The organism is Caproicibacter sp. BJN0012 (assembly GCF_035986805.1).
Lineage (GTDB): Bacteria > Bacillota > Clostridia > Oscillospirales > Acutalibacteraceae > Caproicibacter.
The window spans coordinates 109937-121797 of the sequence record NZ_CP142518.1; the positions used below are offsets into that span (position 1 = coordinate 109937).

The window sequence follows — 11861 nt, forward strand, 5'->3', positions numbered from 1 at the left end:
CTTGCCCTACCGGCTTCTATTCTGTGGCCATAGCCTGAAGAGTTGCAGTATGTTGAAATCCGGGACAACCCCGTAACCCGGAAAGTTTTCCGCCCGTTCTTTTCGCTTTCGGGAGATTCTAACTTCTGCCCCGCCAGACTAAGCAAACGGCTTTTTCCGTTCTGACTGGCGGACCGTCCCGACCGGATGGTCTCCGGCCGGATGGTCCGAAAGAAACTGGTCCCGGAGGTACCGCTTTCCGGTTTCCGTGCGGAAAATCCGTTCCATGGCCGCGCGGGCCGTTTCCGGCGAACTGCCGTCCTCGTAGAGATTGACCAGAAAATCCGCCTCGACCAGAATCTGGTAATCCATGCCGGAAATCCCGTTGTAGGTGTGGTGATGCCCGATCAGAAAACATACCCGGTCGATAAACCCGCCGGGAAGTCCGAGCGGCTCCAAAATCCGCCTCGCGACGGGAGGCCCTTCCAGCTCCTGGTACCGGCCCGCGCTGGAGCCGTATTTCCGCTCGCTTTCATGGATGCCGATGTCGTGCAGCACCGCCGCGGTTTCCAGGATGTCCCGCTCCGCGCGGGGAATGCCCTCCTCTTCGGCAATCGCTTTGGAAAAAGCGTAAACCTTCAGCGCGTGCTGAATCCGTTTCGGATCGCCCGCGTCACAGCGGAGCAAAGCCGTGATGATTTTAGAAATCGGAACCTCCATGAAGATATCCTCCTTGTCTTTCCGCCGGCTCCGCTATCCCCTGCTCTTCACCCAGCAGCCGGGGGCCAGAACCACCAGAACCGGCAGGATTTCCAGCCGTCCGAGAATCATGCTGAAGGAAAAGACCAGCTTGCTGAACGGGGAGAAACCGGAAAAATTGCCCAGCGGCCCCACCAGCCCGAGACCAGGCCCGATATTCCCGAGCGTGGCGGCGACGGCCGTAAAGGAAGTGACCAGGTCCTTGCCGTCCGGCAGGATCAGAAAGAGCGCGCAGGTAAAAACGGCGATGTAAAGGAAGAAAAAGGACAGAATGGAAGAAATCGTCTCCTCTTCCATAGCCCGCCCATTCAGCCTGACCCGGTAAATCGAGTGGGGATGGATAATTTTGGCGACCTCGCGCCGGGCGATCTTGAAGAGGACGACGATGCGCACTGATTTGATCGCGCCGCCGGTCGAGCCGGAGCACGGACCCAGGAACATCAGCAGGACAAGAATCGCCTGGCTGAAAAAGGGCCAGGTGGCGAAATCGGTGGAACTGAACCCCGTCGTCGTGATGACGGAGCTGACCTGGAAAAACGACTGCCGCAGGGCCTCCGGCACCGGGACGGGCATGCTCCGGCAGAGGTTCAGGGCAATCAGGGCGGTGGAAACCGCGACGGTGCCGAAATAAAACCGGAGTTCTTCGTCGTGCAGCACCGCGCGGAAATTTTTATGGATCAAAAAATAATAAAGCGTAAAGTTGACGCCGAACAGCAGCATGAATACGGCGATGACCAATTCCAGATACGGGCTGTGATAGGCGGCGACGCTGAGATTCTTGTTGGAAAAGCCGCCGGTTCCCGCCGTGCCGAACGTGTGGATCAGCGAATCGAACAGCGGCATGCGGCCGATCCGCAGGAACAGGATTTCAACGACCGTCATGACGCAGTAGATCGCATACAGGATCCTGGCCGCGTGGTCCATGCGCGGAACCAGCTTTTCAGGGGTGGGGCCGGGGGATTCCGCTTTCAGAATGGAAATCGCGCCGTTTGAACCGATTCTGCCGTTCGGATTCAGTGCCAGCATCAGAACCAGAACGCCCATGCCGCCCATCCAGTGGGTGAAGCTGCGCCAGAACAGGATGCCGTTCGGCAGGCCCTCCACCTTCTGCAAAATACTGGCGCCCGTCGTAGTGAAGCCGGAGACCGCCTCGAAAAAAGCGTCCACGGGTGAGGGGATCGCCCCGCTGATCACAAACGGCAGCGCGCCGAAAATGGAGATCAGCAGCCAGCCGATCGCCACGATCGCAAATCCGTCCCGCCCGTACATCCGCTTCTGCCGCACGGGGCAGAGGGACATCACGCCGCCGGCAAGCGTGAGAAGGATGATGGAAAAAAGGAAAGAAGGGGCGTCTCCCTGCTTGTAGTAAGTCGCGATCAGCAGCGGGGGCACCATGCAGCCGGCCTCGACCCAGAGAAGATATCCCAGATATCTGCAGATCAGTGGACAGTTCAATTCGGGACCTCCTCTGTGAGAATCAGCTCGTTGAGGTCGGCGAATTTCCGGTCCTTGGCCAGGACGATGACATTGTCGCCGGAGCAGAGCACATCGTCGCCGTGGGGGATGACGATCTCGTTCCCGTGCACGATCGCCGCGATCAGGGTCCCCGGCTGCATATGCAGGTCACGAAGCGGCACGTTCAAAAAGGAGGTGGAGCCGTCCGCGATGAACTCGGCCGCCTCCGCGTTGCCCCCGCAGATGCGGTACAGCGTGTTGACGGGGTTGCCCTGCGCGTTTGTCAGCCCGCGCACATACCGGAGAATCAGGTCCGTCGTGATCTGCCGCGGATTGACCACGCTGTCGATTCCCATCTTCTGGACGAGTTCGGGGTGGCTCAGCCGGGTGATCTTCGCAATGACCTTCCCGACGCCGTGCTGCTTCGCCAGAAGCGCCGCGATCAGGTTGTCCTCGTCCCGTCCCGTGGCTGCGATCAGCGCGCCCATGTCCTCAAGGTTCTCGGAAAGGAGCAGCGCGTCGTCGGAGCCGTCGCCGCAGATGATCAGCGACTGCGAAAGCAGCTCGGAAAGCTCCATGCACCGCTCCTTCCGGATCTCGATGATCTTGACCCGGATCCTGGCCTCTTCCAGCGAGCGGGCCAGATAATAGGAAAGGCGGCCTCCGCCCAGGATCATCACGTTCTTGATTTTCTGCGCCGGCATTCCGATCTGCCGGCAGAATTCAAAGACGTTCGAAGGCTTGCCCACCAGATAGACCGTATCGCCCGCAAGGATGCGGAACGAGCCGTCCGGAATGAAGACGCCTCCCTCCCGCATCACCGCGCCGACCAAGATCGGCGTGGGGAAATGGGCCGCGGTTTCCTTCAGCGTCAGGCCTGCGAGGGGCATCTGGCCGGTGACTTTCAGCTCGACCAGCTCCACCTTTCCCCTGGCGAACGGCTCCACGTTCACGGCGGGTGGGAACTGCAAAATCCGCGCGATTTCCTCCGCGGCGGCCTGCTCCGGATTGATGACCATGTCCAGGTCCAGGTCGGCGCGGAGCATGGAGATCTCCCCCGCGTATTCCGGGTCGCGGATGCGGGCGACGGTCTGCTGGACGCCGAGCTTTTTGGCGGTCAGGCAGCACAGCATGTTCAGCTCGTCGCTCGATGTGGCGGCAATGAGCAGGTCGCTTTCCCGCACGCCCGCTTCCAGCAGGGTGCGCACGCTCGCCCCGTTTCCACGGATGCAGAGCACGTCAAGGTCGTCGCCGGCTTTCTGCAGCGGTCCGGCACACTTGTCCACGACGGTCACGTCGTGGCTTTCCTGCGACAAAGTCTCCGCAAGCGTGTAGCCGACCTTCCCGCAGCCGACGATAATGATTTTCATAAGTAGACTCCCGTCCCCTCAAATACGGTCTGAAGTCATGACCGTTTTTCCCCATTGTAAAAAAACTTACTGTGCGTGCGCACCGAGCGTGCGCTGAAGCTCTATTTCACCGTTCCTGTCGCACACCGCGACGATTTCGTCGTTCGCGCGGAACGCCGTCAGGCCGTTTGGAATCATCAGGCTTTCCTTTCTCACGATGGAAATGATCAGCGAACCGGACGGAAGCGTCAGATCTTTCAGCATGACGCCGTCCAGCGCCGTATCGTCCGGAAGGGTGAGGGCGATGATGGAGGCCCGCCCCCTGTTCAGGGTCGCCAGCAGATGCGCCTGGGCGCTGTCGACTTCCTGTTCGATCAGATTGGTGATGATTTCCGTGCTGCTTACGGCAATGTCCGGGCCGAGCTTCCGCAGCGCGTCCAGGTTGCGCGGATCGTTGTTCCGCGCGATGACCTTCTTGATCTTGAATTCCTTTTTGGCAAGCTGGGAGGCGACGAGGTTGTCCTGGTCGCTTCCCGTGACGGCGATGAAGCAGTCCGCCCCGTCCGCGCCGGCCTCCTCCAGGGCTTCCAGCTCGGTCCCGTCGCCGAAGATGACCTCGGCGTCGAGCGAATTGGCAAGGCGGGTGCATTTCGCCTTATCCTTTTCGATCAGCTTGACGTCATACTTGCGCTCCATCAGGTTGCGCGCGATCTGGTGGCCCAGCTTGCCGCCCCCGACAATGATAACTTTCATGCACAGAACCCTCCTGCGGTCAGTCGATCACGGACGTGAGGACGACGCGGTCGCCCTCGGAAAGAGTGATGTCTTCCGTCTTCCGGCACAGCGCCATCCGGCCGTCGGCGCTGATCACGCCGAAAACCTGTTCCCCGCTGTTCCTGGGCACGTCGGACAGCTTCATGCCGGCGTGCGCGCGGTCCACCTCCTTGGAATGAAACGTGACGGTGGAGGTGCCGAGTGTCACGGTCCTCGGCTCCCACGGCAGCGTCAGCGCGGTTGCCATGGCGTCCCCCGCCAGGTTGGTCGGGCATACCGTCTTTAGGCCGAAGCGTTTGAAAATATTTTCGCGCAGGGGGTCCGAAATGCGCGCCACAACATTTTCAATCCCGAAAAATTCACGCGCCATCTGCGAAACCGTGATGTTCAGGTTGTCGTCCGGCGTAACCACCGCCATGGCATCGCAGCCCTCCACGCCGGCGCTGCGGAGGACCTTGCTGTCCATCGGCATTCCGACAACGGTGATGCCTCCGAACTCTTTTTTCAGATTGTGAAAGGAATCCGGGTCCGAGTCCACAACGGTGACGTCATGGCCCTGCTCATCCAGGATACCGGCAAGCCGTGAGCCAAGGCGTCCGCAGCCGATCACGAGTACGTTCACTTTCGTTCCCTCCTGCTGTTCCGATGTCTATTTTTTTGAAAAGCCGCTGCCGCCGGCCAAATGATCCGAAAGAAGAAAAAACAATCGGTGGATATGAACACAGGCGGGTTATAAAAACCCGCCTGTGTTTATTTTGGCCCGCCCGGAGGGATTTACCGGCAGTCTTACCGCCGACGGCTGGCGGCACAGCCGCGGCGCCGCTCCTCGCTGAAATTGTGCCGCAGGCACAATTCCCGGACGCTCGGACCCTTTCGGGTTCGAATCCCTCTGGGGGATTTGTGAAAAACGTTGGCCCGCCCGGAGGGATTTACCGGCGGTCTCACCGCCGACGGCTGGCGGCACAGCCGCGGCGCCGCTCCTCGCTGAAATTGTGCCGCAGGCACAATTCCCGGACGCTCGGACCCTTTCGGGTTCGAATCCCTCTGGGAGATTTGTGAAAAACGTTGGCCCGCCCGGAGGGATTCGAACCCCCGGCCTTCAGAATCGGAATCTGCTGCTATATCCGGACTTAGCTACGGGCGGATAACTACTGTATTATAGCACAGATGCGGCAAAAGTCAAATGCCAAAAAAAGAAAAGAAACCGCATCTTCAATTTTTCCTGTTTCCCCGCCCCAAATCTGTATTATAATAGAAAAAATCAAGGCAAAAACCGGAAAGGGGCATCATATGAAATATTTTGACCTGCACTGCGACACCGCGTCGGAGTGCTGCAAAAAAGGGCTTGGGCTTTCCTACAACGGGCTGCACATCAGCCTCGAAAAAACGGAGCGGTTCGAGCGGTGGGCTCAGGTGTTCGCGGTCTGGATCAGCGACGACCTGCGGGGGGAGGCCGCTTTCCGCTATTTTCAGGAGGTCACCGCGGATTTTAAACGGAAACTTTCCGCGGAGAAGGGGAAGGCGCCCGTTTTCTGCGTGGATGGGCCGGAACTGGAAAAGGCGGATTCCGCCGGGAAGAATATGGCACTGCTCTCCATTGAGGGCGGCGCCGCGCTGGGCGGCGAGCTTTCGCATCTGAACGAGGCATGGGAAACGGGCGTGCGCCTGATGACCCTGACCTGGAACGGACCGAACGAGCTCGGTGACGGCTGCATGACGCCAGGAGCCGACGGCCTGGCCCGATTCGGGAAAGAAGTCGTGAAACAGATGGGCGAGCTCGGCATGGTGGTCGACGTGTCCCATCTGTCGGAAAAAGGGTTTTGGGACGTCGCCCGGCTGGCGAAAGGCCCGTTTGTCGCGACGCACTCCGACTCGAAGGCGGTCGAGGACCACCCGCGCAACCTGACGGACGATCAGTTTCGTGAAATCGCGCAGCGCGGCGGTCTGGTCGGGCTGAATCTGTACGCGCCGTTTGTCGGCGGCGAAGGCTCGATCGACGGCCTGCTGCGGCACGCGGAGCATTTCCTGGAGCTTGGCGGCGAGGGGACCGTCGCGGTCGGCGCGGATTTCGACGGCTGCAAGCTCCGGGCCGAAATCCAGGGAGTCGGGGACATGGGACTGCTTTACGACGCGATGCGCGCGCGGTTTGGTGAAGAAATCGCGGACGGCATTTTTTTCCGCAACGCGTACCGGTTTTTCACGGCAGCGTACCGCTGAACCGATGCTCCATCCGGAACGCGGGGAAGGCTGAGTTTGGCGGGAGAGCTGAGGCGGACGCCTCCCGGTGACAAGGAAGCCTGACGCGTGTGATACGTAGGGCCTGCCAGGGCGCGCGGGAAAGCGAACCGATAATCTCCATCAGCTGTGTCCGACACAGCCACTTCCGGTCCGGAGGACTGATGTCGTCAGGCGTTCCGCTCTTTGGCGAACTCCTCAAACACGTCCGCGGCAAGCATCACGGTATCGAGGCACCGGGTCTCTTCCTTCTTGTACTTTTGGGTGAGCGCCGAGCATTCCGTGTCTCCCAGCGTTTCGGTGAATTTTTCCACCAGTGCGGCACACTGCTCTTTAAAACCGGGCGTCGCGTGCGCGCGCTCCCCAACGCTCATCTTTCCGAGGGCGGCGATGCAGGCGCAGAGCGCCCCGCAGGTTTTTCCGCAGCCCAGCCCCGCGCCGAAGCCGGCGACCAGCTTGAACGCTTCTTCCGGAAGGTCCAGATGGTATTCGTCGTCAATGGCGTGCAGGGTCGTTTCCGCGCAGTTGTTGTCTTTTACTAGGTAATAATCGCGAACTCTGTCTCGAAGCATGGTATCATCCTCTTTATTTTTATTAAGTGAGCCGCCGTGGCGGACGCATAGCGTCTTTTGCGCCTACGGCGTTCACGGCTTTCGCTTTCGGGAGGTTCCTTCTGTCCCGCCAGACTAAGCAAACGGCTTTTTCCGTTCTGACTGGCGGGCCGTCCCGACCGGATGGTCCGCTCCTAAGGCGGACACACAGTGTCTTTCGCGCCTATGGCGTTCCCGGCTTTAGCTTTCGGGAGGTTCCCGCCAAACAAAGCAGACGGCTTTTTCCGTTCTGACTGGCGGGCCGAAGACGCAGCGTCACGCTGCCGAACGGCGGAAGGGTCAGAACGCCGCGCGCGTCCGGGATGCTGCCGAACACCGGCTCCGCGGCGCTCCATTCGGGCGGTACCACCACCTGGCGCTCCTCCGGGGCGCGATTGACCGCGCAGAGCAGCGAATCTCCTCCGCCGGAGCGGATGTAGCAGAGCACGTCGCCGGAGGCCGCGACCGGAATCAGTTTCCCGTCCTTCAGGCACTCGCACCGCGCGCGCAGCCTTCCGAGTGCCCGGTACCAATCCGTCAGTTCCTCGTCCTGCCGCCCCCACGGGAACGGGGCGCGGTTGAACGGGTCCGCGTAGCCCTCCATCCCGGCTTCATCCCCATAATAAAGGCACGGAACACCCGGCAGGGTGTATTGAAGCAGCGACGCGCAGCGCAGCAGGGCCAGCCCCCGGCGGCGCTGTTCCGGAGAAAGCCGCGCCGCGCTCTGCCATTCGCGTCCCCGGCCCCGGCGCGGCTCCCCGGCCAGCACGGTCAGCGCGCGTTCCGTGTCGTGCGTTCCGATGTTGTTCATCAGGACCCGCACCACCTGCGGCGGATAGTTCTCCAGCACCGAGAGAATCGTCTCCATTGCCGCCGCCGCATCCCCGCCGGTCAGAAAGCTGAGGATCGCGTTGCGGAACGGGTAGTTCATCACGCTGTCGAGCTGCTTCCCCAACAGGTATTGCCGCCGTTTTCCGTAGGCGACCTTGTTGGAGGCGTCCTCCCAGACCTCGCCCGCGATCAGCGCGTCCGGTTTCTCCGCTTTCGCGGCGGCGCGCAGGGCTTCCAGAAACCCATCCGGCAGTTCGTCGGCCACGTCGAGCCGCCACCCCGCGGCTCCGGCCCGCAGCCAGCGGCGGATGATCCCGTTTTCCCCGCAGATATATTCTCTGTACTCCGGGTTCCCTTCCTCAACGTTCGGCAGAGTGGGGAAGTTCCACCAGCAGGCGTATTCATCGGGCCAGTTTTTAAAGGAATACCACGGATAATACGGAGATTCTTTCGATTGATACGCGCCCGGCCCGGAGTAGCGCCCTTCCCGGTTGAAATAGATGCTGTCGCTGCCCGTGTGGTTGAACACGCCGTCGAGCAGCACGCGGATGCCAAGCTCCGCCGCCGCCCCGCACAGCGCGCGGAAATCGTCCCCGTTCCCCAGCAGGGGGTCTGTTTTCGTATAGTCCGCCGTGTTGTACCGGTGGTTCGAGTGCGCCTCGAAGATCGGATTGAGGTACAGGCAGGTCACGCCGAGGGATTTTAAATACGGCAGCTTTTCCCGGATGCCCGCGAGGTCGCCGCCGAAATAGTCGGAGTTCGTGATCTTCCCTCTCGTGTCCGGCCGCCAGTCCGGCGTTTCGTCCCAGTCTCCGTGCAGCTTCCGGTCCGCCGGAACGCCGTCTTTTTTCTGCCCGGAGGAAAAAAATCGGTCCGGAAAAATCTGGTACAGCACCCCGCCAGCCAGCCAGTCCGGCGTCGCGAACTCTTTCCCGCAGACCGTCAGCTGCCACCGCGCGCCGCCGTCGAACCCGGCTTCGCCGCCCGGCCCGCGCGTCAGGCGGCGGGGCCCGCACGGCGTTTCCAGTTTAAAATCATAGAAATAGACGCCCGGCTCCTCGGCGGGGAAATGGCATTCCCACCATTCCGCCGCGTCCCCGTTCATGCCGCACCAGAACAGGCCGAACACCTGCTCCGGCCCGCCCGCGCCGTTCCGGACGATCAGATTTACGCCGGAGCAGCCAAGATTGCGCGGCAGCGTGATCTTAAAATGCACGCGGGTCCCGGCGGGCACCGCCCCCACCGGATCGCGGTAGATCGAGTTGCGGGAATTGAACATCGCGCATTCCCCCCGGTCCCTTAATTGACGCGTTTTCCGTGCGGGTCCGGAGCGGGCGACGCATGCCAGATCCCCTCCGCATATTCGCGGATCGCCCGGTCGGCTGAAAAGATTCCCGCCTGCGCCGTGTTAATCAGGCACATTCTCCGCCATTTCGCCGTGTCGAGATAGAGCTGCTCCGACCTAAGCCGCGCTTTTTCAAAGGAAGCGAAATCCGCCAGAACCATATAGGGGTCGGAGGAAAGCAGCGAATCCGCGATGTCCCGGAACGAAACGCCGCAGAATCCCGCGTCCATCGCGGCAAGGGCGGCTTTCAGCTCCGGGTTGTGGTCCGCGATGGCGCGCGGCTGGTAGCCGGCCTGTTTCAGTCCCTGCGCCTCCCCGGCATTCATGCCGAACAGGATCATGTTGTCATCTCCGACCGCTTCGCGGATTTCGATGTTCGCGCCATCCAGCGTGCCGAGCGTGACCGCGCCGTTGATCATGAATTTCATGTTGCCGGTCCCGCTGGCCTCCGTCCCCGCGAGCGAAATCTGTTCGCTGAGGTCCGCCGCCGGCATCAGAAGCTCCGCGAGCGTCACGCGGTAATCCTCCAGATAGATGACCTTCATCTTTTGGTTGACGCGCTCGTCGGCGTCGATCGTTTTGCCCAGATCAATGATAAAGCGGATGATCTGTTTTGCAAAGTAATATCCGGGCGCGGCCTTCGCGCCGAACAGATAGGTCCGCGGCGTGAACTCCATTTCGGGGTTCTCGCGCAGGCGCAGGTAGTCGGTCAGAATCTGCAGAGCGTTCAGGTGCTGGCGCTTGTATTCGTGCAGCCTTTTCACCTGCACGTCGAAAATCGAGTCCGGGTCGAGATCGACGCCATTTTCCCGTTTGACGTACCGGGCGAGCCGGAGCTTGTTCTCCCGTTTGACCGCCGCCATTTTTTCCAGCGCCGCCGGGTCGTTCTGATAGTTCATCAGGTTTTGGAGCTCGGAAGCGTCTCGCACGAAGCCGTCCCCGATCAACTCGGTCAGGAGCGCGGCCAGGCCCGGATTCGCCTGGCAGAGCCAGCGCCGGTGCGCGATCCCGTTGGTCACGTTCGTAAATTTTTCCGGCATTTCCGTATAAAAATCGTGGAACACGCGGTCCTTCAGGATTTCGGAGTGCAGCTTCGAAACTCCGTTGACGCTGTGGCAGGAAACCACGGCCAGATTCGCCATTTTAACGAATCCGTCGTTCCACGGGGCCATGCGGCCCACCTTGTAGCCGTCCACGCCCCGGTTGTGCATCCCGGCGCAGAAGCGGCGGTTGATTTCCTCCACGATCTGGTAGATGCGGGGCAGGCGCATGCGGAACAGGTCGATTCCCCAGCACTCGAGCGCCTCCGCCATCACCGTGTGGTTCGTGTAGGCGAAGACTTCCCGCACGATGTCCCACGCGGCGTCCCAGCCGTAGCCGCACTCGTCCAGCATGACGCGCATCATCTCGGGAATCGCCAGCACCGGATGCGTGTCGTTCAGGTGGATTGCGGCGCAGTCGGGCAGGTTGTCGAGCGTCCGGTTCTGGAACAGATGGTGCCGGATAATGTCCTGCACGGCGGCCGAAACCAGGAAATACTGCTGCGAAAGCCGGAGGCTTTTTCCCTCCGGATGGTTGTCGTCCGGGTAGAGCACCTTCGTGATGCTCTCCGCCGTCGCCTTCTGCTCGACGGCGCGCAGGTAATCCCCGCCGTTGAACAGATTCATGTCGAAATCCTCGCTGGTCGCCGACCACAGCCGAAGCCGGCTGACGCCCCGGCCGTCCATTCCCGGAACATAAAGGTCGCTCGGCACGGCCGTGACCTTCGTGTAATTCTTGTGGTTCACCACATGAAACCCGTTGTTCCAGTAGTCTTCGATCTTCCCGTTGAAATGGACCTCCACGCTTTTTTCCGGCTCGCTCCGGAGCCAGATCTTGCCGCCCGGAAGCCAGAAGTCCGGCAGCTCCGTCTGCCAGCCGTCCACCAGCTTCTGCCGGAAGATGCCGTACTCGTAGCGCAGGGAATACCCCGTCGCCGGGTATCCGAGCGTCGCCAGCGCGTCCAGGAAACAGGCCGCGAGACGGCCCAGCCCCCCGTTTCCGAGGCCCGCGTCCGGCTCCTGCTCGTAGAGCGCGTCGAGCTTGAGTCCCAGCCCGGAAAGCGCCTGCCGGTAATCCTCCTCGATTCCCAGATTGAAAAGGCAGTTTTTCAGCGAACGCCCCAGAAGGAACTCCATGCAAAGATAGTAGATGTGTTTGGTCCCCGCTTTCTCGGCTCCCCTGATAAATTCGCTGCGCCCCTTCTCCATCAGGTCGCGCACGCACAGCGCCGCGGCCTTGTAGCACTGCTCGTCGGTGGCGTTCTTCAGGCTGACCCCGAACACCAGCTCCAGCATGCTGCAGATGGACTCCTGTATCTTTTTGACCGGCTGCCTGTAAATCATCGGAACGGCCCCCCGATTTCATCAAATTTATTTCTGTCTATGATACACCAATATTACCGCTTTTTCAAGTGCAGCAACGCATCTTCACAGCGTTCTTTGAAACTGCCCGTTTTTCCCTATATGACGCGGTTTTCAGGCAATTTTCAAATTTTATTTCAAT

The 11861-nt window shown here is 60.8% G+C and carries 9 protein-coding genes and 1 tRNA gene; 1 reads left to right on the forward strand and 9 read right to left on the reverse strand.

What is annotated here, in order from left to right; genetic code table 11:
• Positions 1–138 precede the first annotated feature (138 nt).
• The 6 genes from VA597_RS00530 to VA597_RS00555 form a co-directional block, all read right to left on the reverse strand.
• Entirely contained in the window at positions 139–699 is a 561-nt protein-coding gene (locus tag VA597_RS00530; RefSeq protein ID WP_128741118.1) for an HD domain-containing protein, read from the reverse strand.
• Positions 700–732: 33 nt separating this feature from the next.
• Positions 733–2193 carry a TrkH family potassium uptake protein gene (locus VA597_RS00535; RefSeq protein WP_128741119.1) on the reverse strand — a complete coding sequence of 487 codons (1461 nt, stop codon included), beginning with the start codon at positions 2191–2193 and terminating at the stop codon, positions 733–735.
• Complete coding sequence (gene trkA, locus VA597_RS00540) at positions 2190–3563, reverse strand: Trk system potassium transporter TrkA (RefSeq protein WP_128741120.1); 1374 nt, start codon at positions 3561–3563, stop codon at positions 2190–2192. Before trkA ends, VA597_RS00535 begins: the two co-directional genes overlap by 4 nt.
• Positions 3564–3629: 66 nt before the next feature.
• Complete coding sequence (locus VA597_RS00545) at positions 3630–4295, reverse strand: potassium channel family protein (RefSeq protein WP_128741121.1); 666 nt, start codon at positions 4293–4295, stop codon at positions 3630–3632.
• Between the two features lie 19 nt (positions 4296–4314).
• Complete coding sequence (locus VA597_RS00550) at positions 4315–4938, reverse strand: potassium channel family protein (RefSeq protein WP_128741122.1); 624 nt, start codon at positions 4936–4938, stop codon at positions 4315–4317.
• A 444-nt stretch (positions 4939–5382) separates the two neighbouring features.
• Positions 5383–5460 (reverse strand) — tRNA-Arg (locus VA597_RS00555).
• A 146-nt stretch (positions 5461–5606) separates the two neighbouring features.
• On the opposite strand from VA597_RS00555, the gene VA597_RS00560 reads away from it, so the two are divergent.
• Positions 5607–6533, forward strand: coding sequence for a dipeptidase (locus tag VA597_RS00560; protein WP_164918897.1), 927 nt, complete (start codon positions 5607–5609; stop codon positions 6531–6533).
• A gap of 188 nt (positions 6534–6721) precedes the next feature.
• Here VA597_RS00560 and VA597_RS00565 read toward each other — a convergent pair whose 3' ends face one another.
• The 3 genes from VA597_RS00565 to VA597_RS00575 all read right to left on the reverse strand — a co-directional run bounded on the left by VA597_RS00565 (position 6722) and on the right by VA597_RS00575 (position 11701).
• Complete coding sequence (locus VA597_RS00565) at positions 6722–7123, reverse strand: C-GCAxxG-C-C family (seleno)protein (RefSeq protein WP_128741124.1); 402 nt, start codon at positions 7121–7123, stop codon at positions 6722–6724.
• Between the two features lie 202 nt (positions 7124–7325).
• On the reverse strand, positions 7326–9251 hold the full coding sequence (locus tag VA597_RS00570) for a glycoside hydrolase family 13 protein (RefSeq protein WP_128741125.1): 1926 nt from the start codon (positions 9249–9251) through the stop codon (positions 7326–7328).
• Positions 9252–9271: 20 nt separating this feature from the next.
• On the reverse strand, positions 9272–11701 hold the full coding sequence (locus tag VA597_RS00575; protein WP_128741126.1) for a glycogen/starch/alpha-glucan phosphorylase: 2430 nt from the start codon (positions 11699–11701) through the stop codon (positions 9272–9274).
• Positions 11702–11861 lie beyond the last annotated feature (160 nt).

What these genes read in the sequence shown, in the direction of transcription:
- VA597_RS00530 (WP_128741118.1), bottom strand. Translation starts at nt 699, where the DNA reads ATGGAGGTTCCGATTTCTAAAATCATCACGGCTTTGCTCCGCTGTGAC.
- trkA (WP_128741120.1), bottom strand. Translation starts at nt 3,563, where the DNA reads ATGAAAATCATTATCGTCGGCTGCGGGAAGGTCGGCTACACGCTTGCG.
- VA597_RS00545 (WP_128741121.1), bottom strand. Translation starts at nt 4,295, where the DNA reads ATGAAAGTTATCATTGTCGGGGGCGGCAAGCTGGGCCACCAGATCGCG.
- VA597_RS00560 (WP_164918897.1), top strand. Translation starts at nt 5,607, where the DNA reads ATGAAATATTTTGACCTGCACTGCGACACCGCGTCGGAGTGCTGCAAA.
- VA597_RS00565 (WP_128741124.1), bottom strand. Translation starts at nt 7,123, where the DNA reads ATGCTTCGAGACAGAGTTCGCGATTATTACCTAGTAAAAGACAACAAC.
- VA597_RS00570 (WP_128741125.1), bottom strand. Translation starts at nt 9,251, where the DNA reads ATGTTCAATTCCCGCAACTCGATCTACCGCGATCCGGTGGGGGCGGTG.
- VA597_RS00575 (WP_128741126.1), bottom strand. Translation starts at nt 11,701, where the DNA reads ATGATTTACAGGCAGCCGGTCAAAAAGATACAGGAGTCCATCTGCAGC.